The organism is Bartonella sp. TS82HLJMH, assembly GCF_042193495.1.
In the GTDB taxonomy this organism is placed as follows: Bacteria; Pseudomonadota; Alphaproteobacteria; order Rhizobiales; family Rhizobiaceae; genus Bartonella; species Bartonella grahamii.
This window is the reverse complement of record NZ_JBHILU010000005.1, coordinates 1-25,975: the sequence shown is the minus strand read 5'-3', so window position 1 is coordinate 25,975 and position 25,975 is coordinate 1. Positions and strand designations below refer to the sequence as shown.

Annotated in this window: 21 protein-coding genes, 1 tRNA gene and 1 pseudogene; 13 read left to right on the top strand and 10 right to left on the bottom strand. The window is 35.8% G+C overall.

The features are described from left to right. Window positions 1-105: 105 nt before the first annotated feature. From ACFIKO_RS03525 to ubiC, 4 genes are all read left to right on the top strand, one after another. The gene (locus tag ACFIKO_RS03525; protein ID WP_375619663.1) at window positions 106-1,323 is read left to right on the top strand and encodes a mechanosensitive ion channel family protein; all 1,218 of its coding nucleotides are present in this window, start codon (window positions 106-108) and stop codon (window positions 1,321-1,323) included. Window positions 1,324-1,393: 70 nt separating this feature from the next. Further along, complete coding sequence (locus ACFIKO_RS03520) at window positions 1,394-3,085, top strand: Na/Pi cotransporter family protein (protein WP_375619664.1); 1,692 nt, start codon at window positions 1,394-1,396, stop codon at window positions 3,083-3,085. Window positions 3,086-3,969: 884 nt separating this feature from the next. Continuing rightward, the gene (locus ACFIKO_RS03515; protein ID WP_015856666.1) at window positions 3,970-4,221 is read left to right on the top strand and encodes a GlsB/YeaQ/YmgE family stress response membrane protein; all 252 of its coding nucleotides are present in this window, start codon (window positions 3,970-3,972) and stop codon (window positions 4,219-4,221) included. A 1,059-nt stretch (window positions 4,222-5,280) separates the two neighbouring features. After that, window positions 5,281-5,787, top strand: a complete 507-nt coding sequence (ubiC, locus tag ACFIKO_RS03510) for a chorismate lyase (protein WP_375619676.1) — start codon at window positions 5,281-5,283, stop codon at window positions 5,785-5,787. Between the two features lie 675 nt (window positions 5,788-6,462). On the opposite strand, the gene ACFIKO_RS03505 is transcribed toward ubiC, so the two are convergent. Further along, window positions 6,463-6,915 (bottom strand): GatB/YqeY domain-containing protein, encoded by a 453-nt coding sequence (locus ACFIKO_RS03505; RefSeq protein WP_375619665.1) that lies wholly within the window; start codon window positions 6,913-6,915, stop codon window positions 6,463-6,465. A gap of 257 nt (window positions 6,916-7,172) precedes the next feature. Here ACFIKO_RS03505 and carA point away from each other — a divergent pair, with 257 nt between their 5' ends. Further along, on the top strand, window positions 7,173-8,369 hold the full coding sequence (gene carA, locus ACFIKO_RS03500; protein WP_375619666.1) for a glutamine-hydrolyzing carbamoyl-phosphate synthase small subunit: 1,197 nt from the start codon (window positions 7,173-7,175) through the stop codon (window positions 8,367-8,369). A 973-nt stretch (window positions 8,370-9,342) separates the two neighbouring features. On the opposite strand, the gene ACFIKO_RS03495 is transcribed toward carA, so the two are convergent. Continuing rightward, window positions 9,343-10,563 carry an MFS transporter gene (locus ACFIKO_RS03495; RefSeq protein ID WP_375619667.1) on the bottom strand — a complete coding sequence of 407 codons (1,221 nt, stop codon included), beginning with the start codon at window positions 10,561-10,563 and terminating at the stop codon, window positions 9,343-9,345. 690 nt (window positions 10,564-11,253) lie between these two features. Here ACFIKO_RS03495 and ACFIKO_RS03490 point away from each other — a divergent pair. Next, window positions 11,254-12,090 (top strand): DUF1460 domain-containing protein, encoded by an 837-nt coding sequence (locus ACFIKO_RS03490; RefSeq protein WP_375619668.1) that lies wholly within the window; start codon window positions 11,254-11,256, stop codon window positions 12,088-12,090. Window positions 12,091-13,393: 1,303 nt separating this feature from the next. Here ACFIKO_RS03490 and ACFIKO_RS03485 read toward each other — a convergent pair. Next, window positions 13,394-14,302, bottom strand: coding sequence for a cation diffusion facilitator family transporter (locus tag ACFIKO_RS03485; RefSeq protein WP_015856672.1), 909 nt, complete (start codon window positions 14,300-14,302; stop codon window positions 13,394-13,396). 764 nt (window positions 14,303-15,066) lie between these two features. On the opposite strand from ACFIKO_RS03485, the gene ACFIKO_RS03480 reads away from it, so the two are divergent. Next, window positions 15,067-15,876 carry a TrmH family RNA methyltransferase gene (locus ACFIKO_RS03480; RefSeq protein WP_375673294.1) on the top strand — a complete coding sequence of 270 codons (810 nt, stop codon included), beginning with the start codon at window positions 15,067-15,069 and terminating at the stop codon, window positions 15,874-15,876. Between the two features lie 272 nt (window positions 15,877-16,148). Here ACFIKO_RS03480 and mnmA read toward each other — a convergent pair whose 3' ends face one another. Continuing rightward, window positions 16,149-17,378 carry a tRNA 2-thiouridine(34) synthase MnmA gene (gene mnmA, locus ACFIKO_RS03475; protein ID WP_273788025.1) on the bottom strand — a complete coding sequence of 410 codons (1,230 nt, stop codon included), beginning with the start codon at window positions 17,376-17,378 and terminating at the stop codon, window positions 16,149-16,151. A gap of 45 nt (window positions 17,379-17,423) precedes the next feature. Next, on the bottom strand, window positions 17,424-17,720 hold the full coding sequence (locus ACFIKO_RS03470; RefSeq protein ID WP_375619670.1) for a hypothetical protein: 297 nt from the start codon (window positions 17,718-17,720) through the stop codon (window positions 17,424-17,426). Between the two features lie 45 nt (window positions 17,721-17,765). Here ACFIKO_RS03470 and ACFIKO_RS03465 point away from each other — a divergent pair, with 45 nt between their 5' ends. Beyond that, window positions 17,766-18,041 carry a DUF1153 domain-containing protein gene (locus ACFIKO_RS03465; protein ID WP_015856675.1) on the top strand — a complete coding sequence of 92 codons (276 nt, stop codon included), beginning with the start codon at window positions 17,766-17,768 and terminating at the stop codon, window positions 18,039-18,041. Between the two features lie 146 nt (window positions 18,042-18,187). Here ACFIKO_RS03465 and ACFIKO_RS03460 read toward each other — a convergent pair whose 3' ends face one another. Further along, the gene (locus tag ACFIKO_RS03460; protein ID WP_015856676.1) at window positions 18,188-18,574 is read right to left on the bottom strand and encodes a hypothetical protein; all 387 of its coding nucleotides are present in this window, start codon (window positions 18,572-18,574) and stop codon (window positions 18,188-18,190) included. Between the two features lie 566 nt (window positions 18,575-19,140). Here ACFIKO_RS03460 and ctrA point away from each other — a divergent pair. Further along, entirely contained in the window at window positions 19,141-19,842 is a 702-nt protein-coding gene (ctrA, locus tag ACFIKO_RS03455) for a response regulator transcription factor CtrA (RefSeq protein WP_015856677.1), read from the top strand. A 226-nt stretch (window positions 19,843-20,068) separates the two neighbouring features. Here the strand turns inward: ctrA and chpT are convergent, their stop codons facing one another. Then, complete coding sequence (gene chpT, locus ACFIKO_RS03450; protein ID WP_375619671.1) at window positions 20,069-20,707, bottom strand: histidine phosphotransferase ChpT; 639 nt, start codon at window positions 20,705-20,707, stop codon at window positions 20,069-20,071. 216 nt (window positions 20,708-20,923) lie between these two features. Between chpT and ACFIKO_RS03445 the strand changes: the two genes are divergently transcribed. From ACFIKO_RS03445 to ACFIKO_RS03435, 3 genes are read left to right on the top strand one after another with little or no spacing between them, the layout of a single operon-like run. Continuing rightward, on the top strand, window positions 20,924-21,520 hold the full coding sequence (locus tag ACFIKO_RS03445) for a DUF1134 domain-containing protein (RefSeq protein WP_375619672.1): 597 nt from the start codon (window positions 20,924-20,926) through the stop codon (window positions 21,518-21,520). A 27-nt stretch (window positions 21,521-21,547) separates the two neighbouring features. Further along, a complete protein-coding gene (locus ACFIKO_RS03440) occupies window positions 21,548-21,934 on the top strand; it encodes a hypothetical protein (RefSeq protein WP_375619673.1) in 387 nt (128 codons plus the stop codon). Continuing rightward, window positions 21,924-22,190, top strand: a complete 267-nt coding sequence (locus tag ACFIKO_RS03435; protein ID WP_026500327.1) for a hypothetical protein — start codon at window positions 21,924-21,926, stop codon at window positions 22,188-22,190. Before ACFIKO_RS03440 ends, ACFIKO_RS03435 begins: the two co-directional genes overlap by 11 nt. A 326-nt stretch (window positions 22,191-22,516) precedes the next feature. Here the strand turns inward: ACFIKO_RS03435 and ACFIKO_RS03430 are convergent, their stop codons facing one another. Both ACFIKO_RS03430 and ACFIKO_RS03425 read right to left on the bottom strand, forming a co-directional pair. After that, a complete protein-coding gene (locus tag ACFIKO_RS03430) occupies window positions 22,517-23,635 on the bottom strand; it encodes a DegT/DnrJ/EryC1/StrS family aminotransferase (protein WP_375619674.1) in 1,119 nt (372 codons plus the stop codon). Between the two features lie 49 nt (window positions 23,636-23,684). After that, window positions 23,685-24,641, bottom strand: coding sequence for a Gfo/Idh/MocA family protein (locus ACFIKO_RS03425; RefSeq protein ID WP_375673359.1), 957 nt, complete (start codon window positions 24,639-24,641; stop codon window positions 23,685-23,687). A 163-nt stretch (window positions 24,642-24,804) separates the two neighbouring features. Here ACFIKO_RS03425 and ACFIKO_RS03420 point away from each other — a divergent pair. Then, window positions 24,805-24,878, top strand: a tRNA-Met gene (locus ACFIKO_RS03420). A 632-nt stretch (window positions 24,879-25,510) separates the two neighbouring features. Here the strand turns inward: ACFIKO_RS03420 and ACFIKO_RS03415 are convergent. Then, window positions 25,511-25,975, bottom strand: a pseudogene (locus tag ACFIKO_RS03415) (late control protein); the annotation flags it as partial.

The following is a 25,975-nucleotide window of genomic DNA, read 5'->3' as shown; positions in this document are numbered from 1 at the left end:
TGCATATTTAACGACTTTAGAGCATAATTCCAATACTTCCTCTTAAGCAGTTGTAAAATTTTAAACTCTTAACTGCATATAATTTTAGAAATGGAGAGTGGAAAAGTGATCGAATTTATTGTTCAATATCCGTGGTTAGAGGCTATTTCTTGGCTTATTATTCTTACTATATTTTCCCTTTTAGTCAACTTTCTAGGACGAAAATTACTTATTCACGGAGCAAAAAAACTCTCTTCTTTTCTCCCCAAAAATACAACGATCGATATTAATAATGCTATTCAATACATAGCGAATATCATTTCAGCCTTTATTATTTCGGTTGGTGTTAATTTTATACCAACATTGCCCAATGCATTCAGTACTGTCATCGGTAATGTTGCTAACGCCTTCATTATCTTTTTTGTTGTTCTGACAATTTCTGCCTGTCTGAATGTCATTAACATCCTCTACGAACAACGACCAACAGCACGGTTAAAACCAATAAAAGGTTATATTCAAATTGCTAAAATTGCACTTTTTGCTGTTGCGACAGTTTTAATGGTCGCTACATTGATTGACCGCTCCCCTCTTATTCTTTTCTCCGGTCTTGGTGCAATGGCCGCGGTTCTCATGTTAATTTTTCAAGATACGCTTCTTTCTCTTGTTGCCGGTATTCAAATTTCATCCACTGACATGGTTCGCGTTGGTGATTGGATTGAAATTCCCAATCTCGGTGCCGATGGTGATGTTATTGAAATTGCCCTGCATACTGTTAAAGTTCAAAATTTCGACAACACCATCACCTCAGTTCCTATCCGTAAACTTGTGACCGACCCTTTTAAAAATTGGCGTGGAATGCAAGAATCGGGTGGAAGACGCATCAAACGCTCCCTTTTTATTGATCAATCAAGTATCCATTTTCTCACAGAAGAAGAACAAAAATATCTTTCCCGATTTAATTTATTAGAAAATTATTTCACGCAAAAAGTAGCAGAAATTGACCAATGGAACGCTCAATTAGATAAAAATCATGATGTCTTAGCCAATACGCGCCGTCTAACCAACATTGGAACTTTTCGTGCTTATGTTTTTGCTTATCTACAACAACATATAAACATCAACCCTAATATGACCTTTATGGCACGGCAATTACCTCCTACAGAAAATGGTTTACCCTTGGAAATTTATTGCTTTACGAACACCACCGTTTGGATAGACTACGAACAAATTCAAGGTGATATTTTTGATCACCTTTATTCCATTCTTCCCTGTTTTGGTCTAAAGGTTTTTCAAAATCCAAGCGGTTATGATTTTAATCAAGTATTAAAAGCAAAAACGAAATAAAAACGATAAACTTTAATTTATCAATTTTGAGGCAAACATACTCATAATAACAGAGAAAGAATAAAGTATCATGAATGGTTCATTGGTACTCCTTCATCTTGCCGGCGCTATTTCTTTGCTTCTCTGGGCCACACGCATGGTGCGCACAGGAATTGAACGCGCCTATGGTGACAGACTTAAATATAAAATGTGCCACGTCATTTCAAAACCATTGTTTGCGGTAAGTTTTGGGCTTTTTACAGCAATGATTTTACAAAGCTCTACAGCAATAACGCTCCTTGTTGGTTCTTTCGTTGAATCTGGTTTTGTCTCTGGAGTAGCGGGACTTATGGCTGTACGCGGAGGAGAATTAGGATCAGCAATCGTTGTTAAAATTCTCACCTATGATCTCACACTTGTTGTACCCCTTTGTCTTTTAATTGGCACTTGTATCTTCATGACAACAGAAAAACGTGAGTGGCGTCAAATAGGACGTATTGTCATCGGTATTGGTCTGTTAATTTTATCTTTAGAGATGATAAGTACAGCGACAGAACCTTTACGTGAAAGCGAAATTTTGCCTAGCATCATTCGTTATCTTTCAACCGATCCTGTTTCCACTTTTTTGTTGGCTGCTGGCTTAACCTACCTATTACATTCATCTATTGCAGGAATCATTTTGCTGGTCAATTTTGCCAACTACGATCTTATCCATACGCAACTCTGTGTTGTCATGGTTCTTGGTGTCAACTTTGGCTCTTCTCTTATAGCACCACTTTTAACGCGCAACGCCTCTCCTAATACCCGCCTCGTTCCCTTAGGAAATTTACTCATGCGTGGGGCCGGTTCAATCCTTGTACTTATCTTATTTCTCTCCTTTCGCCCTCCCATCACATGGCTTGGCAATAACGCCCCTACTCAAGTGATCAACGCCCACATTATTTTTAATGTTTTTATTCTCCTTGCTGGAATACCGCTTTCAAAATGGGTTTTAAAATTAACCACTCAAATTGTTCATATAAGTGCAAAAAAAACGCAAGCCGACAAAACGCTCAATTTATCGGATCAAACAGCTCTTGATGACAGTGTGCTTGAACGCCCCTCTCTCGCTCTCTCGAATGTCATGCGTGAAGTCATTCATATTTGTGATCTTGTAGACATCATGCTAGAAAAAATCATGGGACTTTATGAAAATCCTGATCCCAATATTATTCGTGAACTCAACCAACTCAACACCATATTGGACAAAAAACATATCGCCATCAAACTTTATCTTGCACGATTAGCGGGACAAAAATTATCTGACGAAGAAGCTCTTCAAACGCAAGAACTTCTAGGCGCCTGTATAAAATTAGACCAAGCAGGCGATATCATTATTCATAATATGCTGATGCTGGTTAAAAAGAAACAACAAAAAGGTTTACAGTTCAGCAGTGAGGGCTGGAATGATCTCCTTCGTTTCCACGCCATTGTACTAGCCAACGCGCACATAGCATTTAACGTTCTCGTCTCACGTGATACACACACTGCACACCTATTGGTACAAAAAAAAGATCAACTACGAAACTTAGAAAAGGAGATGAGTTTAAAACATTTTAAACGTTTGCGTGAAGGGGGTCTCAAAAATATAGAATCATCCAGTCTTCATCTCGACACTGTCCGCGACCTCAAACAAATCAACTCTCTTTTGACCTCAATGATCTACCCCATTTTAGAAGAACAGGGGCTTCTTAAAAGTTCTCGCCTACGCAACCCTGCTGAAGAACAAACAGAAAAACCTTAAACTTTTAAATAACTTGAATAAGAAAGACATCATATCGATTACTCGATTTTGAATATGGTCAAGATATTGATTTAATCAAAATATTTTATTATTTGACAATTTAAATGAGCTTTCTTCATCGTAAATTTCTTTCATTTAAAATCTATTCATGATGAATTACTCAAAGTCATTTGCTTGCACATTATAAACAAAGCAGCATGTAGAATAGAACTCTTGAAGAAAGACGTAAAAATGCCTCATCATCTCAAAACCAAGACTGTTAAACACACAAAGAGAAAGTCAAGAGTATAATGGTTCCAACCTAAAATCGCCTTGTAAAAAGGAATTGCCCCACAGTAGCAGCAAAAACAGAAATACTCTATAAGGAATGCAAAGCCCCACAAAAATGCAACATTTATATCAAGAGAATTGCGTTTTGGTGTGCCTAATTGGTAGAAGCTCAACCTATACAGCCATTCTATAACGTGTCAACAAAACAGTTTTAATTTCATTTCAAACATCATTGATATCAATTGGCAAGCTCCAAACTTTTAAATATCCATCTTATTTATTGCTTTAATCACAATTGTTTTTTTTAACTTAAGAGAGAGATTAAAAAAGCTTATAAATAAACTTTATGCCTTCTTAAAGCATTTTCACTAATATTTTCTTCTTTTATTCATATTTCTCAATTAATTAATTTATTTATAAATTAAAATGTGTTATATATTTACGCTTGTTAAGTATTATTATGATATAAATGTAAATATTATTTTAATATAAAGAAAAATAATAAGTAAAATTTCTAACAGAAATATCCTTTCCACTGGATAAAAAAGGGATAAATCTTGATTTTTATAAAGTTTACTCTAGTTACAATTTAAATTCAGGCAAAGGAGAGTATCATGGAAGATGCAAACATCGGTTGGATTGCAGCTATTATTATCGGCGGGATCGCAGGTTGGGCTGCACAGTATATTATGAAAAGCCAAACAGGAATATTGTTAAATATCATCTTAGGGATTATTGGCGCTGCGCTAGCAAGCTTTCTTTTTAGTCTTTTAGGTGTAAGTTTTGCTGGTTGGCTTGGCTATCTTATTTCAGGTTTTATAGGAGCCTGTATTCTTATATGGATAGGACAAAAAATTCGATCATAGAGCATTTATTTTTTTACACCTTTTTAGGGATTCAATAAAAAACTGGGAAACAACTAGAAAAGTTTGAAATATTTCCCTGTAACTCGTTGTTACCAGTTTTGATATGATGGTGAGATGCTTAAGCTGCAATTTTGGGCATACACCATCACCGTATTTTAAAACGAAATGCAGTAAAAACCTTTATAACGCACCATTTCATACCTATATAAACTTACGCATATCAGGAGAGATATGTTGCGTTATTTTAACGAAATACGAACTTATTTTTGTACCGTGTGCGCAAATCTAGCTCATCTCACTGTAATAACAATCCATAAGGTTACAAAAATCACTAACGATGATTAAAGATTCTACCGCACAGCACTTAAATCCTATACACTTTATCAATAATACCTTTTTTACCGAAAAAATCGAAGAGCTCTTTTGCATTCTTAAGAAGTAAAGAGAGAAGGTAAGCAAAAAATGATAAAGAAATTCTCTCTAACCTGTGAAATAAAAGAATATCTAAAGTAGATATACTATAAATACATATGAATATAAATTTATTATAAAATGACTACACATTCTGTAATATGAAGTAATTTATTACAATTTCAATAATATAATCTATTTTAAAGTTTTCAAAAATATATGCTTACTATAAAATTCTTGATTATAAAGAATACGATCTCCTTTACATCTCAATTCAAAAGGTTTGAATATCTCTTCACTTTCTAAAGTATAAAATAAAGTTTTGTGTCTCTTAAAGTTTCCTCTTTATATCATCTGACATAGATGATTTTTTATATGCATTACAAACGAATTTTAAAGCACAAAACACTTTTCCCATTGCTCTCATGCAATAAAGAAATTTCCGTAATGCATTGTGTGAAAGCGCCTTGGATAAAACATAATACCTTATTTTGCTTTTTTAATGAAAATGATCCTATAATATGTATTTCCCGCATATCTTCCTGTTAAAATCTTGCTGCTTTTATACTCCTTGTATTAGAATAGAGCTATCTATTTAGTTCGCCCAACATAACATATGGAGTAAGACTTTAAATGTGGAGTAAAATGATGTTTGATCTCGAAGATTTCATCTTACCACCTCTAAAGTGGCTCTCTGATCAAAATCCTCTAATACCAGAAAACATTCGCGATTGGCTCATGGAATCGGGCTCAATGACGCTTCGATTAAAGAAATATTGTACCTGCCTCCAAGTTCAACCACAACGCGAATGTTTTATTACGCGAGATAAATTAACAGACGAAGCAGAACATCTCCCCGAAAGTGCGCGTTATTGGCTACGCGAAATCATATTGATGGGAGATAATAAACCTTGGCTCCTTGGACGCACTGTAATTCCGCAAGAAACCCTCCTACACAATCAGACCTTGATGCATTTGGGAACTGTACCTCTAGGACATTATTTATTTAACCATGACAAATTAACCCGCGATTACATTCATATTGGTCAACAAGGTGTGCTATGGGGACGCCGTTCCCGTTTGCGGTTAACGGGTAAGCCATTGTTGCTAACTGAACTATTTTTAACAGATTCACCACTGTATCCCCACAAATAAAGGGTACTCATCTTATTCTGCATAATTTATAGATTTTATATAGCTTATAAGGGATTTAATCAGAGAAAAGAATTTCAAAATCAGCTCAAAACACATTACAAACAAAGACTTATTTTAAAAATATCTTTTCATTTCATCCCTCAGTTTAAAAATATCTTCTATAGAAAAAACATTTTAAAGTTCTGATTTTCTTATCATTAAAACCAGCGCTTGAATTAAGAAGATACACACCATATTGATAAATATCATCTACATTTAAATTTCTTGCCGAATAATCACCACTCTAAAAAATACGGCAACTCTTTATCAAAAAAATGCTTTGAAACAGCAAAAAAGACAACAACACACTCCCAAAATTGGAAATCTGTATCAATTAGCTAATCGTCCTATTTTAAAATTTTTAACAGTGCAGACAATAGATCTTTTTTAAAAAGTAGAGACTCTATAATTTTTTTTTGTTAATGATCTAACAGCTTTGAAGAACAGGAAAAATATAATACATAAAAGATGTTTTTATTGCTCTATGGACTCTAAAAAAGATTCGTTTATTTCAAAAAAATATTTTTTAATAATAGTATGTATGTACAAGATAAATGAGATTTATCAACATCCTACTGACTTACAAAGGCGACGCACAATAAAAAATATTTTCTAATCCCCTTGAATTAATAAAATCTATTGCAATTTTTTACGAAGACTATTGTACACTTTAGAAAAATTCATTTGCCCCGCATACCGTTCCTTAAGCCATGCCATCACCTTGCCGATATCGCGTAATTTTTCAGCTTTTGTTTGTGCCAAAGCTTCACAAAGAACCTGTTCTACTTCCATCTCCTTAAGTTGATAAGGAAGAAACTCACGAATAACTTCTATTTCTGCTTGTCCTCTCTCTGCCAATTCCAAGCAACCAGACTCTTTATAGACTCGCATCAATTCTTCACGCTGTTGAAGCATTTTAGTGAAAACAGACTGTATCTGCTGATCATCCACTTCTAACTTTCCTTGATCATAATAAAGGATATCACGATCCCTAACTGCAGCATTCATTAAACGAAGTGTAGCAAGACGCGCACTATCTTGCGCTTTCAAAGCAGCCCTAAGAGCCCCATCAATCTGGTTACGCAACATAAATTTATCCAATTTTGTTCAAGAAAAAAAGCCTTTTAACCAATCTTTATCCATCTTGCAATGGAGGATAAAAAAATAATTAAGGACTCGATCTTCGAAAAGCTAAAACAAGACTTTACCTCTTCATGGAATGTACTTATACTGCCTATTTCAAGCGAAACATTACCAGAATAATATACACAGCATCTGTTAAAGGTATGATTTTTGTGTAAAGTTGATCATTATACCTTTCAGAGAATAAATTGTGGATACATACTATGATACAAACGACTTCACCCAGCCACCCTTGGAGTATCAAAAAACCTACAGCCCTCTTAGTCTTAGCAGATGGAACCGTTATTGAAGGCAAAGGAGCAGGTGCTACAGGTATCGCTGAAGCTGAAGTGTGTTTTAACACCGCTATCACAGGCTATGAAGAAATCCTCACAGACCCGTCATACACACAACAAATCGTTAATTTTACTTTTCCTCATATAGGAAATGTAGGGGCAAATAGTGAAGATATTGAAGATCTCTCCCCTCTCAATTGTCATGGTGCTGTTGGCGCTATTTTCAAGGCAGACATTACACATCCCTCAAATTATCGTGCCAATGAAAATCTTCATCAATGGCTTAAAACGCGTAAAATTATTGCACTTTGTGGTATTGATACACGTGCGCTCACAATTCTTATTCGTGAAAAAGGTGCGCAAAATGCTGTCATTGCACATGATTCTAATGGAATTTTTGATATTCCTTCATTAAAGAAACGTGCGCAAAAATGGCACGGTCTCGTCAATCTTGACCTTACGAAAGACGTGACATCTCAATCATCAATACAATGGGATGAAAAACCATGGAGCTGGAATAAAGGATACGGTACAAATAATGTGCACAATCTTCATATCATTGCAATTGACTATGGTATTAAACGCAATATTCTTCGCCTTATGGCAACACAAAAAGCACGCATTACTGTTGTACCTGCCCACACAACTGCAAAAGAAATTCTAGCAATGAACCCTGATGGCGTTTTTCTTTCTAATGGACCAGGGGACCCCGCAGCTACGGCTCAATATGCCGTTCCAACGATCAAAACATTAATTGATCATAATTTACCAATTTTTGGAATATGTCTTGGTCACCAACTTCTCGCTCTTACGGTTGGTGCAAAAACCGTGAAAATGCACCAAGGACATCATGGTGCCAACCACCCAGTTAAAGACCTCAACACTGGAAAAGTTGAGATTGTATCGATGAATCACGGTTTCGCCGTAGATTCTGCCTCTTTACCACAACATGTTCAAGAAACACATATTTCTCTCTTTGATGGTTCAAACTGTGGTATTCGAATCATTGGAAAACCAGTTTTTTCTGTTCAATATCACCCCGAAGCTTCTCCTGGACCACAAGATAGCCACTACCTCTTTCAGCATTTCTGTGATCTCATTATGAATTATAAAAAAATATCTTAAAATAAAATATCTCACTTTCTAGCTTCTCTCCTTTAAATTATATCATCTTCCCATACACAACTATATTATTTGTATACCTACAACTTATTGAATAAGTGTTATTATTTATCATTTTGCAACTAAGATGAGAGCACTGAATAACTTAAATTTTTCTCATGACCTCTCCTCTTAGAATTGTATTCATCAAAATCATTGGCTTCCCCCTAAGCAAGATAAGTGTGTCGATAAAAACCATTTTTAAAAAGAGTAAAGCACCTAACCGTACCAAGAGCTCAGAGCTATCGGAACATTGGAAACTAGCAAAGTGAATGATTGGTGCTGCATCTTTTATATACGTAAAGTAAGCAGTGTACAGCAGATCTTATACCATTAACCGTGACTTTTACCTTATATTCTTTATTGGCACTATCATGAAATTGGCACAAACGCATTGAAAGCTATTGCTTCAAATAAGTATTGGATTCACAATACAATTTTAAGCATTCTATTTTGCATGAGAAGCATAATTCCTATTAAAGAATAAAAAACTAAAGTGTGAGACCATGCAACAAATCTCTACTTTTTTAAAGATATTACCGTAGATGGTTTTGAAAACTGTAACGCCCAATAAAAAAGTGATGGCAAAACAGGAAACGACTTTTCAATTTTGCAACTTTATATTCTTCAAAAATGAGTTTTTCTTTCGATTCCAGAAGTGATGCAAACAAATATACGCAATATTTTACTTCCAATTTGCCATATAAAATTTGGAATTGTTCGCACAGTACTGATATATCTAACGCAGATACGTTTTAATCTCTTTTTTCAATATGCTGCTGCATTAGCACTGGATATTAATTTGCAAGCAATAGAAAAAATACGGACTCTACTATACAAACAATATCACAAAAAACTTTTTGCCTATAAAATGATGTACTTTATTTATCTTGTGCATTCTCTATCAAAATAGTACGTACCAGCTCCCCTCAACAAATTAACGTACCCGCAAGACAAAAATAACTGTCGCAACGACAAGAAGAAAAAAGCCACCAACAAAAGGAGCACCAGAAAAATAAAACTGTGCATTTTTATCTGTAAAACATTCAAAAAGAAACACATAAAAAACAGAACCAAATATTAAACTTAACGAAATAACAGATGTCATCGCTCCTTGCAGTTCTCCTTGTACATTTGTCGGTACCCGCGCTGAAGCAATAGCACGTATAGGTGCATGAACAAGATATTCAAGCATTGTACACGCACAAACCATATAAACCATCCATCCCTGCGTCGCGAATGTATAGCCTAGCATAGCAACGGAGGCAAACAAAAGCCCCACTATAACAATATGCCAATCACTCCATCGTTTAGAAAAATAAGGCAAAATGAGAGCGACTACTATAAATTGGCCTACCCCAAAAACACTATAGGAGAGCCCAATAGAAAAAGAACTCCAATCATAGCGTTCTTTTGCAATGAAAGCCCAAATGCTTAACCATACAGATTCCGCTAACCAATAAAGAAAAAAGACCAATAACACCCAAAGAACCATCGGATATTGTTTCAGGTGCCAAAAAGCGCCTAAGGGATTTGCCCGCTTAATATCAAAAAAGCGCCTATTCCATAGAGAAAGAGTTTCTGGAAGCATAACCCAAGAAAAAATAAAATTAATGAGTGAAAAACCAGCAGCAAAATAAAACGGAATACGCGGACCAAACTGACCTAAAAAACCACCAATAAACGATCCTAAAATAAACCCCAATGCGGATGCAACGCCTAACAGGCCAAAATTGCGTGTACGGGTTTTATCATCGGATATATCCGCAAGATAAGCTGTACAAGTTGCAAAACTAGCACCACTCATCCCTGACAAAAGACGCCCGATAAATAACATAGAATAACTCCATGCTATAGCACATATGAGATTATCAAGAGCAAAGCAGATAATAGAGAGAAGCAAAATAGGACGACGACCATAACGATCAGAGAGATTGCCAATAAAAGGAGCAAACAAAAACTGCATCACTGAATAAGCTGCTAGTAATTTTCCTCTTTCTACAAAAGATGTACTGACATCTTTTCCAGTTAATTGAGAAAAATATTCAGGCAAAACAGGACAAATGATTGCAATGCCAAGAATATCTAACAATAAAGTGATGAACACTAAAACGAGCCCACGCTGAACAAAATTCGGATTGAGCATTTGGTCTTGCATAACATACACACTATTTTACGCATACAATTACTCCCCCGCTATCTTTTTACTCCCTTTTCCTTTTAAAAGTATTCTATACCATATACTTGTCACATACAAAATAATAACAAAGTAAAAATTTAAGTAATTGTCAAGATAAAACTATAAAATTACGTTTTAATTGGTGTATCATTATCAATGCATAAAAAATATTTGTACGACAAACTCATAAACAAGACTTCATGAAACACAGAGTATTTCCAATAGTTTTAGAGACATTATAATGGATTTTATCAGACATCATTTCCCCTTCTCATACCACCGTTTTCAGGAATCTCAATTCCATTTGATACGTTAGATATCCTATAGCAATTGAAACCTTTTAAACGATAAGCTATTAAAAAATTTTCTTACCCTCAGAATGTGCTATAAGGTTAAAGCAGCATTACCCGAATAGCCTAACAACATAAAAAGCTCGTCATATTTTTAAAAATATTTATTTGACAATCATTTTATTTAAAAAATAAGTATATTATAGAGAAATATTCTATAATCTTAGAAACTATTCATATTGCTTGCAATTTGTGTAACCTTAAAAACCATGATTATATGCTACCGTTAAATCTAACGATGATCATGATACGCATTTAAAAAAATGGCACTTTTAGAAATAGTTAGTCATGAATTGTTAATATAAAAATGGTGTATAGAATGCGAAAAATATCCCTATTAGTTCTCATTGTAATGTTGCTAACGGGATGTGATGTTCAGGATTCTGATTCACAAGAGAGTATTTTAGGAAATAAAATAAAAACACAACAAACAACCAACGTAAACCTAGATCCTTATACTCTAAATAAATTAAACGCTCTTCTCAAAAAACGTTCAGAAACAAATTATCAGGAAAAAGGAGCACTAATTGACTTTCTTTCTGAAGCTTTTTTAGGGACACCTTACCAAGCAAATATGTTACATGGCTCAGAAAATATACCAGAAAAACTGATTATTGATTTTAGAGGCTTAGATTGCTTCACTTATCTAGATTATGTTGAAGCATTGCGCAAATCAACATCCCAAACGGAATTCATAAATAACGTCATAAAAACGCGTTATATTAACGGCAATATTCATTTTTTAAATCGTAAACATTTTTTTACAGACTGGGCTTATAGAGAATATAAACTCGCTACTGATATTACCGCTGAAATAAGTCCCCATGCGATAAAAATAGAAAAATATCTCAATAAAAAAGCTGATGGTGGAAGCTATCTACCTGGGTTGCCAGTTGTGAAACGCACGATTACATATATTCCAAGTAACTTTATTAATGAGGCGGTTATAGGTCGTTTACAGTCTGGTGATTTCATTGGTATTTATACGAAACTTTCTGGATTGGATGTAACACATGTGGGCTTCTTTATCATGACAGATAAAGGTCCAATGTTAAGAAATACTTCTTCACGAAAAGCAAACGAAAAAGTCGTTGATTCTCCTTTTATGGATTATGTTGAAAAAACACCAGGAATCATTGTTTTAAGAGCTCTTTAATAACATTATAGCGATATGAAATATCTTCCCTATTCTTCAAATATATACTGTAGTTATTCATGTCAACATCTAACTTCGTTCAAGCTATATGGATACAATATATTTGTTTACAATTTTTAGAGAAAAAAGTCGTTTTGATCTAACTTTGTTTATAGGTATGAAAAAACCACTTTTGAAGAAATCACGAATTTGTAATCACTTTTACTAATTGAATGATAAAGATAGGCAAAACTCTATTATAGTATCACGCTTTCCTTTCATATTCTCAACCAAGGGGTATCTATAGATTACCACTAATCTGGTCTTTACGAATATAACGTAAAAGACATAGACGAACGTTTGTAAAAATAAGTAAAAGTAAAGCCAAATATGTTTGGTTGTTGTCTCATAAAGTATTTTATAAAAATTCGATCTATCTTTCTAATTTATTGCGTATAAATTTTTGACTTTATAGCATTGTTTTCCTCATAAAGTCTTTGCTTTTTCTTGTTATCTATACATTAAAATAGCCCTGATAGGATAGCATATTTATGATTAGGATGCACCAATACTGTACAAGTCATTGCAAAATTTTTGATGCTAGATTGGAATGAAAATATGAAGGCATCAATTAAAAACCAGTTTCTATTTTTAGCATAATTCTTTAGTTCAGCTTTGCGATTTTCTAAAGCAACGACAATAATATCTTTTAAAGAGTAGAGCTATGAGCATTATTTTTTGTTTTTTTATTCTTTAATGAGTCCCCCATCCTTCATACAATAAAGAACACTCAAAACAGAATACATTTTATCGATAAAAAACACATTTATTAGCAACAATAATGATGATTAATCTATGATCACAGACTTTAAAATTCTATTCATAACTTTTATATAAAATTTATAATTAAATCTCATCAAACTTATTACGAAAGCTTCATTCCTCTTCGCCCTAAGAAACAAAACATCTACTCCCGACAGTTTGTAAACAATCCGTTCTCTTAAGTGAATTTAAGCGGCGAACCATTTCATGAGATTCACTTACACAAGAATATACCGGCAAGCCCTATTTTGAATATTTACTCCACACTCTAAAAACACTTAATAGATCAAATTTTATATACCTTATCTCACCCCACCTTAAATGATAGTGTTTTAACGAAATAGAATAAATCTTGCCTTAAATACTCTGTTTAACCTTTTATAATTGATTGATGCAAAAATAAAATCAACGAAAGAGTATCATTGTATTTTCGAGAGGTATGAATCGCCCCATCATAAAAAACAATCTCCATAACATGACAGGCAATTTGAAAAAAATCTTTTTATATAAAAGGTACCACCGTTGTACCGGGAGGCAATTTTGCCTCATCTTCAGGCTCGACATGAATAGAAATACGCACATTATCAAATTCTTTTTGAAGAACACCTTCGATTTTATCACAAATTTTATGTGCTTCTCCTACCTGCATTACAGCAGGCACAACCAAATGAAACTCTATAAAAGTAACCCTCCCAGCAACACGCGTCCGTAAATCATGAACCTCAAGCGCACCAGATGCATTTGCAGAAATCAGCTCCCGAATCCGCATGCTTTCATTCAATTCAACGCCGACATCCATTAATCCCTGAACAGCATTTCTAATCACCTTCCATCCCTGCAAGAGAATATTAACGGCAACGATTATCGCTAAAATTGGATCTAAAACTCCCCATCCTCCTACAAAACCAGCAATCAGACCAATTAAAATTGCAAGCGAAGTAAAAACATCTGTTATAAAATGGACTCCATCAGCTTTAAGAGCCGGTGAGCGATGATGTTTTCCCTGCCAAATAAGGACCATTCCCCACATACAATTTATGACAGTTGCAATAAGATGAATAACAAGCCATATTCCAGGCTTCTGCAATAATTGAACGGTAGAAAGAGCTATCCATGCTTCTCTTAAAATAACAATTGCCGCAATAATAATGAGTATCCCTTCAAGAATTGCGGAAAAATATTCTGCTTTATGATGCCCAAAGGGATGATCCTGATCCGCTGGCTTCATACTCACTTTAACAGCCCACCATGCTGCCAATGACGCAAGAATATTAACTATTGATTCCAATGCATCAGAATAAAGTGCAACCGAACCTGTGATGTGATATGCCCAATATTTCAAAGCAAAAACAATACACGCAATAAAAATAGAGTATAAAGTTAAGCTTTGTATATTGATTTTTACATCCATGAACCTCATCCTTTTCTTCACGAAATAAGGGATTAATATTTTCAACCATATAATTATACTTTTGGCATATCGACAATATTTCCTCAATATTACAGAAGCTTCAGCATACAATAAACGCTTCAGCTCACATTATTATCGTAAAAACTGCTCAGTTACACAAACAGAATCAATAAAGGAAGAAGAGAGGAACAGAATAAACAAAGAGCTTTCCCAAGAGCAATCAAACACATCACCTTCATTATTAATCGTTTTCTGAATAACTTAAAGCCATCTCACATCTCATAAACGAAAAACTTTTTTGCTCAAATGTATCATGATCATGCATTGCTTTTCAGTCTTATGATGCGCATTATAACCCATCTATAAGCCATCTTTGAACCTTAGAAAAATATCTTAGCACTCTACTGTAACTTTACAGGTCAACTGCATTTTAAAATATGATTTACTAAAAAATTGAGATATAAAAAAGAAGAACAATGATTACCCTCAAAAAAAGAATCTGGGCATTGGGGACCCAGATTCTTTTCCCTTAGAAATTAAGGGCATACAGAACTTGGGAAATAGCGGGGACCCAAGACACTGCACCCGATACGAGAAAAAATATATGATTCCGTATCAGTATTCTTATACTATACCTACGGTTGTGTATTGTCAACACAAATTCTACCATAAGTTTTAAAATAATGTTTTTTTTATCTCTTTTTTTAAAATAAAATAAATTCTAACATCTAGAAATCATAAGAAAAAAACACTAAAAATCTCGCATGCATTTGAATATCATAACAATCAATGAAACAGATGATCCACGCCTAAAAGCCTATCATAATATCCGTGAAAAAGATCTTGTTGGACGGCAACATCAATTTATTGCTGAAGGCAAAGTAACATTGTCCGCATTACTGCACTCGAAAGATTTTTCTGCCATCTCACTGCTCATCGTAGCAAACCGTCTCTCTGGACTTCTACCGCTTTTAGAAAAAACACAGCCTCTATGTCCCATTTATTGTGTTCCACAAAAAGTCATGGATAATATCACCGGCTTCCATGTTCATCGTGGTGTCTTGGGTATTGGTAAATGCAAAACACTGCCATCCTTACAAAGTTTTCTACAACATCTTCCAGAAAAAGCTTTGATTCTTGTTTTATGTGGTATCTCGAATCACGATAATATGGGATCAATTTTTCGTAATGCAGCAGCCTTTGCCAGTAATGGCATTATTGTCGACAAAACCTCATGCGATCCACTTTATCGTAAATCAATAAGAGTTTCTGCCGGCGCTGCTTTAAAAGTACCCTATACGCAAAACGCTGATATAAATGACATTATAGCTGCTCTAAAGGATAAAAACTTTCATCTTTATGCACTCTCCCCTTCTGCTTCACACACTCTCAAGCAAGCCAACAAAACTAAAAGAATGGCACTTATTTTTGGAACAGAAGGCGATGGCTTACCGCCCCATATACTACAACAATCAAAAACCTTACGTATTCCCATGACTAACGGTTTTGACAGCCTTAATGTTGCCACAGCCTCAGGTATTGCACTTGCCCATTTTACCAACTTTGACCACTAAAGATGATAACACTTTAAGTTGTAAAACATATCCGATGTTGTATGTTATCTATCAGTCCCAATAATGTTGCTGTTCCCTAGCATTTGAAAGCATTGATTAAAAAACATTTTATATTTTTCTTATCAATACTTTCCACCCCCTAACCCCGCTCATGACGTGCAAAAGACATAATTTTGATGGATCCAATCATAAAACAAACTCTCAATGAAAAAACCTTCTGGAAGTCTCTCATTCAAGTTTAAGGTTGAAAATTATCGTTATAAATCAATCAACTATGTTTTATGAAGCTGTTGTTTTAGTTCAGAGGAAACAGAATCTTTTGTTTCAAGATTGCATAAAACGCGCTTCAACATCATTTCAGTATCGGCCGCACGTTCTGAATGTGTTACAAATCCTCCCCCAAGAATACGCGCCTCATGACCATTTCCATCATAAAGAACGCAAGCTTGCCCTGGTGCCACACCATTTTCACATTCCAATAAATCAACGGAAAAAATACCTTCTTTATAATGTAAGCGCGCAAGGTGAGGAGGACGCGTTGAACGCACCTTTACAGCTACCTCAATACCTTGAGAAGGGAAATTATCTAACGACTCATCACCAAGCCAATTCACATCACGTAAAAAAAGCTTATGTGTTTCTAACATTTCACGCGGTCCAACAATAACACGTGCATTTTCCACATCGAGATAAACTACATAAAGCGCTTCACCCGTTGACACCCCAATACCACGCCGTTGACCAACCGTATAATTAACAATTCCCGAATGTTTACCTAAAATCTTTCCATCAATATGGACAATAACGCCAGGATTAGCGGCTTCTGGACGCAGTTTTGCGATAACATCTGAATATTTTCCTTGTGGAACAAAACAAATATCCTGACTATCATGCTTATTGGCAACCACAAATCCCATTTCTGCTGCCATTTCACGAACGCGGGCTTTTGGAAGGTCACCAAGTGGAAAACGCAAATAATCAATCTGTTCTTGTGTCGTTGCAAAGAGAAAATAACTCTGATCACGATCATTATCGAGAGGACGAAAGAGTGCTCGATGCGCTCCGTGGGAACGCGAACGAATATAATGTCCCGTAGCCAAAGCATCTGCCCCCAATTCACGTGCTGTTGCTAATAAATCAGCAAACTTAACCGTTTGATTACATGCAATACATGGTACTGGTGTCTCTCCATGAGCATAGCTTTCTGCAAAAGGATCAATAACAGCTTCGCGAAAACGCTTTTCATAGTCAAGAACATAATGCGGTATTCCTAATGTTTCTGCAACGCGGCGAGCATCCTCAATATCTTGTCCTGCACAACATGCCCCCACCCGATGCGTTGCTGCCCCATGATCATAAAGCTGCAACGTAATGCCAATAACATTATACCCTTCCTTTTTCAAAAGACCTGCAACAACCGATGAATCAACCCCTCCCGACATTGCAACAACAATGCGAGAATCCTCAGGTTGTCCTGGTAAATCAAGACTATTTAAAAACATGTATTCATTCTCTATTTAATGCTCTGTTTAATGGCTACCCATATGTTAACATTTTGATGTACGCTCTTCAGCACTTTTACACGATTGATTGTCTTTATATTGTTTTTTTATCTTTTCCACAACCATAGGCATTACTTTCTTAAAGGCTGCTGCAAACAAAAAAGAATGATAGAAATAAGGCATAATGGCAATCGTTTGAGAGAAAACCTTTTTTGCTCTTTTTAAAATCTGAAAAATATTACAAGAAGCTCTTCTACACACTTCACTTAAGCTTCTTTTTACGTGCTCAATCACTTTATTAATTTTTTCTTTCAGCGTGTTTAGCTCTTTTTTAAATTTCATGCTCTATAAACGAATCAAGTCCTTGACTAAAGGTAGAGGATACGAATGACCAATTTGATAAAAACACAAATGAAATATGTTATTGGGCCAGATGGAAGTCCGCTTACAATTGCCGACCTACCGCCGCAAACAACACGACGCTGGGTGATTCGTCGCAAAGCTGAAGTTGTTGCGGCTGTCAGAGGTGGATTATTAAGTCTTGACGAAGCGTGCCAACGTTATACTTTGACTGTAGAAGAATTTCTTTCATGGCAAAGTTTGATCGATGAACACGGTTTAGCGGGATTACGAACGACCAAGATTCAAAACTACAGGCATTAAGTTGCCATTGATTACGATTCGATAACATAAAAAAACTTATAAAACAGCCAAATTTGATAAAAATTTGGCTGTTTTATACTATACCCAAAAGATAAATCTAAAAGAATGGATTTTTCAATAATTGCTTTTATCATCCAACCGTTAAATTAGCCAACCATTGAATTAGATTGAATCAAAATATCCTCATCATCCGCAGCAATCTTCTTTTCTCGTGCTTCCAAAAGCTGTGCACGTTGCAGCTCTGTATTAGCTTCATGGAGAGCAATTTCAGCGTTTGTTTTTTGAAGCTGTAAATCACGAATTGAATTGATCAGATTATCACGTCTTTGCCGCGCTGCACGCGCAAAAGCAGAATAAGCAAAATGGTGAACATCATTGTTTCCAGATTTACGTTCTTCATGAGTAATCTGTGCTTCCAGCTCTAACACCATTCGTTCAAATTCTGCGATCATCATCTCAAGCTGTGCAATTTCACGGCGTTTTCCACGCACTTGAAACATCCTCAATCGCACCATATTTTCTCGTGGCTTCATACTCATTACTCCTTGATTGCGCCAACTCAAAACTCGCATTCACACCCAATAAATATCTTTTAGTTATATGTCTATCCGACAAAAACAGTCTATTGACTTGAAATTATAATAATTTTTGCCTTTCATTAAAGCGTCTGAAAATACAATCTGCTTTAAAGCAGCAATAACTATTTCTTTACTTTTCCCCACATTATAAAATGAAGAAATTTAAAGCTCAGTAAACAAACACTGAAATTGTAAAAAAGTAATTTATAATGCTCTTTTACAAATTTTTTTAAGTTAAAGTTTATAGAAAAAGCCCTTCTTTTTTTATTATGTTAAAAAATATGCGATTTTTCTAAAATAATTTTGTAGCCTCTTTCAAAAATAAAAATATTTTGTTAACCACTATCATGGATAGTGGGGAATTTAGTAGTGATTGTTACGCGTACTACTGAAATATACATAAACACTTTGTTATAAGTGTTTGATTTCATGAATTGTTTTTATAACAGTGGCTTTGCTAACTGATTATAAAATAGAAATGCTCCTTATGATTCGTGAAGGAGCGAAGTGAGGGATCTAAAATGCGCGTATTATTAATTGAAGATGATAGAGCAGTTACTCAAAGCATTGAGTTAATGTTAAAGTCAGCTAACTTTAATGTTTATATCACTGATCTGGGTGAAGAAGGTATCGATTTAGGAAAACTCTATGATTATGATATCATTTTGCTTGATCTGAATCTCCCTGACATGTCAGGGTATGATGTCTTGCGGACTCTAAGGTTGGCAAAAATAAAAACTCCTGTCCTAATCCTTTCTGGTATGAATGCCATTGAAGACAAGGTCCGTGGTTTTGGCTTTGGAGCTGACGACTATATGACAAAGCCTTTTCATAAGGATGAGCTCATTGCACGTATCCATGCAGTTGTTCGTCGTTCTAAAGGACATGCACAATCGGTTATTGTTACCGGTGATCTCACTGTTAACCTTGATGCAAAAACCGTCGAAGTTGCAGGGCGCCCCGTTCATTTAACCGGAAAAGAGTATCAAATGCTAGAGCTTCTCTCTTTACGTAAAGGTACCACCCTTACTAAGGAAATGTTTCTCAATCATCTCTATGGTGGAATGGATGAACCAGAACTAAAGATTATCGATGTTTTTATCTGTAAATTACGGAAAAAATTGGAAGCAGTCTCTTCTAGTGTAAATTACATTGATACAGTTTGGGGACGTGGTTATGTATTACGTGATCCAGTTGAAGAGAACGTACGAAAAACCGCTTAAGCAGTGAACATGCACTTTGTAAAATCTCGGAGTGTAGCGGGCCGAGATTTTTTCCTGAGATCTGTTCTCTGTTAAAAAAAGTAGAAAACTCGCACACCAAGAATCTCATATAGAAAGCGCTTAAAGCTTAAGAAGTAACCACACAGAATTTACACATATAACCCTATTGCTCATAAGTTCAATCGAAGCCACTTTTCCCAACACGGCTTAAGCGCTTCTCTCTTATTCAAAGCTTTTTTACACTTTCTAAAACAATACAATGATCATTTTCATCAATATTTATTTTCATCTCTGTCATCTGAGAAAGTAACATTGTGTAATAAAATTGGATGACATGTGCATCAATAAGCTCTTCTTGAACTTCTCCACGAAATAACGCAAGAAAATGAGGGGGTATACGGAGAGTTTTACCGAAAACCTCAAATCGAAAAGAACGTTTATTTTCTTCTTGCAAAATCATAACAACAATTTCACCACCACGAGAAACTGTTGCGTTTGCAATCAATAATAAATTAAGCAAAAGTTTAACTTCATCTTTTGGTAACAATAAAGAAGAAGCTTGCCATTTTAAAGTTGCTTTTTCTTCTTTCATATATTGTTGAGCAACCTGCTCTGCAGCCCGTGTATCTATTTGTCCTCCACTTGCACCAGCAAAACCAAAAGCCAATCGTGCAAATTGTAGACGTGCAGCAGCACTCGCAACGGATAAACGCACCAATTGTAAAGCATCTTCTTCAGCTCCTCCTTCATCATAAAGCTCCATTGCATTTTGAATAGCCCCCACAGGTGAAATCAAATCATGGCAAATACGACTACAAAGTAAAGCAGCAAGATCCATAGGCTTCAAAGAAATATCTAACGTCATAATGATTGAAAACTCCTAGATTCAAAAAAACAAACTTTATTTTAAAGAAAAACTCTTAATATCTGATGCATAATAGGAAACATTAACAATAATGCTAAAAAAAAATCAGAAATAAATTCAAGAATTTAAATAATCTTATATCTTATTTTTTATTTGAATAGAATGAAAATTCTAATATTATCTTTTTGTTTATCACTAATAAAAGGAGAAAACTCCATGGCTCTCTCTCTGCTCAAATACTGGTACAAAAATTTTATATCTTTAATCTTCCTTTTATTCATCACCATAAACACTGCACATGCTCAACTACAACCAATAGAGCAAAACGAACCCCATTATTCACTCCAAGAAATTATTGATTCTGGTCATCTTTTTTTTGGAAAAACAGCTAGTGGTCTGGCTGTTGCAATTCAAAATATTTTTTCACAATACGGTTATCCCAATGCCTATATTTTAGGAGAAGAAGCTTCTGGTGCCTTTTTTGCTGGATTAACCTATGGCGAAGGAAAGGTTTTTACCAAAAGCTATGGTCAACATAAAGTTTTTTGGCAAGGTCCCTCAGTAGGATGGGATTTTGGTGGCCAAGGCTCCCGTTTAATGATCTTAGTTTACAACCTTAATAGCATAAATAATTTATGGAAACGCTATGGTGGTATTTCAGGTTCGGCCTATTTAATTGCAGGTGTTGGTTTTCATGTCCTCAAATACCATAATACCTTGTTAATCCCAATACGTACAGGAATCGGCGCACGCCTTGGTATCAATATAGGATATTTAAAATTAACACCTAGGCCGACATGGAATCCGTTTTAAACGTATTCTTATTTGAAAAGAGGTATTATGCTTATTCAATTGTTTCTTTTTTTTATTCTTGGAGTTGCTTTCACTTCTTGGGTACTAGTCCTTTTGTCTCCTTTTATTTGGCGTAAAGCCGTTCATTTTGCGTATAAAGATGTTTGTGCGCAAATGCCATTATCACTCGCGGAAATAGAAGCAAATCACGATTTTCTTCGTGCACAACATGCTGTAGAATTAGCAAACAACCAACAAAAGTACGAGTTTTTGCAAAAAAAATACGCCCAACAAAAAATACAACTGAGCCAAATAACAGAACAATTTTATCGGCTATGCCTCCCCACACAAGACACTCTCACCAAAGAAGCGATAGCAATCAAACAAAATCTCGCCACAATACACACTTTCAAAGGAAAGAAAAATGATGCGTGAAAAAATCGCACACTATCAGCAACGTTTACAAAAAATCCAAACTCATGAGCTTGACACGACTGCTAACCACCAATTGCTGGAAGAACTCCGTGAAGAAACAAAAGAACTTGCAGCAACATTGGCAGCTCAAATAGCGCTACAAGAGGGGAATACATCACCCATCAATACATTGATTCAAAAATCAAAAAGCAAAAATGACCTCGCATCACGTATTCGCAAAAAAATCACTTGTCTCTCCAAAAGCCCCGTTAAATAGGTTATCTTTTAAAACACCTTGAATTGAAGAGTAAAACCAACAAAGGTTCATTGTAACTTTCATAACCCAAATCCTTTTTATTAAACGTAACTTTCTTGCTAAGCTAAAGGACAAAATTTCTTAACCCATACCGTTCTGTTAAAAAGCATCTTCTTGTCTAGCAGATTCCACTTGCTAATCATATCACCGCCCTAAAGGACAACATTTCATCGGTCCTAGAAAGTAAATAATACCAAAAACATTGGTCACACACTCTAACAAAAAATACCTTCTAAGATGGGTCACCAATAGAACTCTTACGATAATTTAAAGGATAAAACACGCTCTCAAGAGTGATAAAAATCTCTTATTTTTTGGATAATCATATCCTGATCCGTTTGTGTCAAGTAAGGATGCATTGGTAAACTTAAAACACACTCTCCTAAAGACTCTGAAACAGAAAGGGAATCTTTTACATAAGGAAAGTGTTTATAAGCTGGCTGTTGATGTAAAGGAGTTTTATAATAAATCATTGTAGGGATAGAATTTTTTTGTAAAAAATCTTTTAATTTATCACGTTCTTTTACCTTAATCGTATATTGTGCATAAGCAGAACGAATATTTTCTCCTATTTCTGGAACTGTAACAATATCTCTTAAGCCATTGGAATAGCGTTGAGCAATTTCTACACGCTTTTCCATTTCATCTTCAAAGATCGCAAACTTTTCTAGTAAAATTGCAGCCTGAATGCTATCTAAGCGCGAATTCATGCCAATACGTACATTGTCATATTGCGTTTCACCTTTACCATGAAACAAAATAGATCGTAAAAGTTCTGCCAAATGATCATCATTGGTCATCATAGCTCCTCCATCGCCATAACATCCTAATGGTTTTGCAGGGTAAAAACTTGTAGCAGCCACATCACCAAAAGCACCGCACATAGTATTACCGCTTCTTCCACCCATAGATTGAGCAGCATCTTCAATTACAAAAAGATTTTCCTTTGCTGCCACTTGAGCAATTTGCACATAGTCAGCAGAAAGCCCAAATAAATCAACAGCAATAATAGCCTTTGGCTTTAAACATCCCTCTTTTTTTACCATTTCGATAGCGCGAGAAAGTTTTTCAACATCAATATTGAATGTATCAGGTAAAACATCAACAAAAACAGGCTTAGCCCCCACCAAAGCAACCACTTCAGCCGTTGCTGAAAATGTAAAACTAGGACAAAACACAGCATCCCCTGGACCAATATTTTTAGCCATAAGAGGCATCTTCAAAGCATCTGTTCCATTAGCACATGCAATCACATGTTTAACGCCAAGATATTCTGCCAATTTCTCTTCAAACTCTGTTACTTTTGGTCCCAAAATATACTTACCACTAGCGACCACATGTGCAATTGCAGAATTAATTTTATCTTCAATACGCGCACGCTGCGCCCCAAGGTCGATGAATTGCATATTAACTCCATTGATCATCACAAGAATGCAAAAGCGCTACCTATCTCTTTTATCTATCATAATTGACACCAGCAGCTGTTAAAATCCGTAAAACCGCAATAGCATCATCACCATTTGTACGAGGTGATTGACGCGTTTCAATACAATGAAGAAAGTGCCGTAATTCGCAAGTAAGCGGCAAATCTTCACAAACATCAATATAATTCAGCTCATCCATGCTAAAAGCCCACTCTTGATTTTCTTTCCAAACGGCAAAATAGTGCATTGCCAATTTACGACTCCACGGTTCCATATCATCAAAAACGAGCATAGCTTTTGTTCCAACAACAGTTAAACGTCTCTCACGATAAGAACTCAAGCGTGAAGTAAAAAGATGACTACGCACACCATTTGGAAAAGTCATATGAATATGAGAAAAATCAGAAATCTGATCAACGACAGCAGCCCCCTCACCACGAATTTCGGAAGGTTCACACCCTGTCAACGCCAAAATCATTGAGAGATCATGAGGCGCAAGATCCCATAAAGCATCGCTGTGTGTGTGAAATTTTCCAAAGCCTAATCTATGAGAATAAATATATCGCACATCTCCCACTTCTCCGTTTTTCACCAATTCACACATTTTTTCAAAAGCCGGATGAAAACGTAAAATATGGCCCACCATAAAAACTCGCTCATAAGCGTCAGCCTCCTGAACTTGGCGTTTAGCATCAGAAATATTCAAGGCTATTGGTTTTTCCACCAAAACATCTTTACCATTTTTAACAGCACGGAGCACATTTTGCGTATGCAATTGTGGCGGCAGAGCTAATACCAGCGCATCAATATCTCGATGCGTAAAAAGATCATCTGGTGTAACAAGCTCTACACCATACATCGTTGCAAAACTAGCAGCACGATCATTATCAATATCAGAAACTGCTGCCAAAGCCCCGAGAGAGTGGAGTGTCCGTATATGATTTTCACCCCAATGACCGCATCCTAAAACCGCTACACGTGGCACCATTTTCATGCCTTACCTTACTTTATCATATAAAATTACACTTTTACATATCGAGGATAAAATAGAATGACAAGAGAAAAGCTTAAAAACGATGCTTGACATCTTACTATTCTACCCCTTATATCCGCAAAAGATGTAATTCTTTACAATTATGATTGCTTATTTTGGCGGAGTAGCTCAGTAGGTTAGAGCAGAGGAATCATAATCCTTGTGTCGGGGGTTCAAATCCCTCCTCCGCTACCGTTTTTATCATAGTGCTTTAGAGAATTTGGTTATATGTATGTAGCTTTGTAGCTTGTCAGCGGTTGTAGCTTGACGCCAGGTTTTGTATATTTTGCCACTAGGTTTTGTACCAATTTATTTTTTTTCAAAGGGTTTTAAAGGGGTTCTCAAAGGGTCTTCAAAGACCTTTCAAAGGGTATTTAAAGCCCCTTTTTCTTTTCTGCTCAAAATCGCAATTTGAGATGATCAACTCCTTGAGTTGGAATCGCATTATTTGAGAAGCAGCATGCATAAAATGGTATGACTTCTTTTAGCATAAATTGAGTGATAGTTTTTCTGTATCCTAAGCACATTATTAAAAGAAGAAGAAGCGTTTAAGCAATTCGGTCAACTTGACCGAATTCCTCTTCAGTCTGCAATTGTGCAATCTTTGCACCATTGCTCCTTTAAGGAATTGGGTAAACATTACCCTATTGCTGTATCCATGCAATTGGATCAACTTGATCCTATTGCTGATTTAAGGAATAGGTGCAAGTTGCACCTATTCCTTACCTCCACACCAAAATGCGAACTTTTGATTTTGCTCTCTTCTCCCTCTATTTGAGCAATAGGATCAAGTTGATCCTTTGATTTTCTGTTTCCACCAGCCTCTATTCTTTGTTGCTTTCTTTTCCCTTGTCTGGCGCTTCGAGTGTAATTTCTGTGGTGTATCCGCTTTGTTTTTCATAGCAGTGGGTGACGGTAGCGGCTTTCCATGGACCATTGATTTGCCCACGAAACCCTTGAAGAAGCAGAGGTTGATCCGCCATGATTTCAGGGCGTCCCTCGAAGGTTAAGGAGCCACTGCCCACAGCACGACACAACCTGTCCGACTCGGAAGCAGCAGCAGCCAAAGCCTCTTCCTTACTGGTGTAACAAGTGCGTAGACGACGCACGGGACCAGTAAACCCTGTCTGATGCTTGACTTGGCATTGCTGCCCTTTTGAGCGATCAAAATAAGCAGCTTCAATGGTGCCATATTGCGTGCGTGGCTCTAATGTGAATTCCCAGCTAGAACAGTCATGCTTATGGATGTCGAGTGCTGGTAAGTTATCTCCGCTTAAAAATAAAAACTT

Excerpts from the sequence above, each read along its gene's own strand:
- carA (WP_375619666.1), top strand. The coding sequence starts at position 7,173 with ATGATACAAACGACTTCACCCAGCCACCCTTGGAGTATCAAAAAACCT.
- mnmA (WP_273788025.1), bottom strand. The coding sequence starts at position 17,378 with ATGTTTTTAAATAGTCTTGATTTACCAGGACAACCTGAGGATTCTCGC.
- ACFIKO_RS03480 (WP_375673294.1), top strand. The coding sequence starts at position 15,067 with ATGCATTTGAATATCATAACAATCAATGAAACAGATGATCCACGCCTA.
- ACFIKO_RS03520 (WP_375619664.1), top strand. The coding sequence starts at position 1,394 with ATGAATGGTTCATTGGTACTCCTTCATCTTGCCGGCGCTATTTCTTTG.
- ACFIKO_RS03465 (WP_015856675.1), top strand. The coding sequence starts at position 17,766 with ATGACCAATTTGATAAAAACACAAATGAAATATGTTATTGGGCCAGAT.
- ACFIKO_RS03470 (WP_375619670.1), bottom strand. The coding sequence starts at position 17,720 with ATGAAATTTAAAAAAGAGCTAAACACGCTGAAAGAAAAAATTAATAAA.
- ACFIKO_RS03460 (WP_015856676.1), bottom strand. The coding sequence starts at position 18,574 with ATGAAGCCACGAGAAAATATGGTGCGATTGAGGATGTTTCAAGTGCGT.
- ACFIKO_RS03440 (WP_375619673.1), top strand. The coding sequence starts at position 21,548 with ATGCTTATTCAATTGTTTCTTTTTTTTATTCTTGGAGTTGCTTTCACT.
- ubiC (WP_375619676.1), top strand. The coding sequence starts at position 5,281 with ATGTTTGATCTCGAAGATTTCATCTTACCACCTCTAAAGTGGCTCTCT.
- ACFIKO_RS03495 (WP_375619667.1), bottom strand. The coding sequence starts at position 10,563 with ATGCAAGACCAAATGCTCAATCCGAATTTTGTTCAGCGTGGGCTCGTT.
- ACFIKO_RS03425 (WP_375673359.1), bottom strand. The coding sequence starts at position 24,641 with ATGGTGCCACGTGTAGCGGTTTTAGGATGCGGTCATTGGGGTGAAAAT.
- ctrA (WP_015856677.1), top strand. The coding sequence starts at position 19,141 with ATGCGCGTATTATTAATTGAAGATGATAGAGCAGTTACTCAAAGCATT.
- ACFIKO_RS03505 (WP_375619665.1), bottom strand. The coding sequence starts at position 6,915 with ATGTTGCGTAACCAGATTGATGGGGCTCTTAGGGCTGCTTTGAAAGCG.
- ACFIKO_RS03515 (WP_015856666.1), top strand. The coding sequence starts at position 3,970 with ATGGAAGATGCAAACATCGGTTGGATTGCAGCTATTATTATCGGCGGG.
- ACFIKO_RS03485 (WP_015856672.1), bottom strand. The coding sequence starts at position 14,302 with ATGGATGTAAAAATCAATATACAAAGCTTAACTTTATACTCTATTTTT.
- ACFIKO_RS03435 (WP_026500327.1), top strand. The coding sequence starts at position 21,924 with ATGATGCGTGAAAAAATCGCACACTATCAGCAACGTTTACAAAAAATC.
- chpT (WP_375619671.1), bottom strand. The coding sequence starts at position 20,707 with ATGACGTTAGATATTTCTTTGAAGCCTATGGATCTTGCTGCTTTACTT.
- ACFIKO_RS03490 (WP_375619668.1), top strand. The coding sequence starts at position 11,254 with ATGCGAAAAATATCCCTATTAGTTCTCATTGTAATGTTGCTAACGGGA.
- ACFIKO_RS03430 (WP_375619674.1), bottom strand. The coding sequence starts at position 23,635 with ATGCAATTCATCGACCTTGGGGCGCAGCGTGCGCGTATTGAAGATAAA.
- ACFIKO_RS03445 (WP_375619672.1), top strand. The coding sequence starts at position 20,924 with ATGGCTCTCTCTCTGCTCAAATACTGGTACAAAAATTTTATATCTTTA.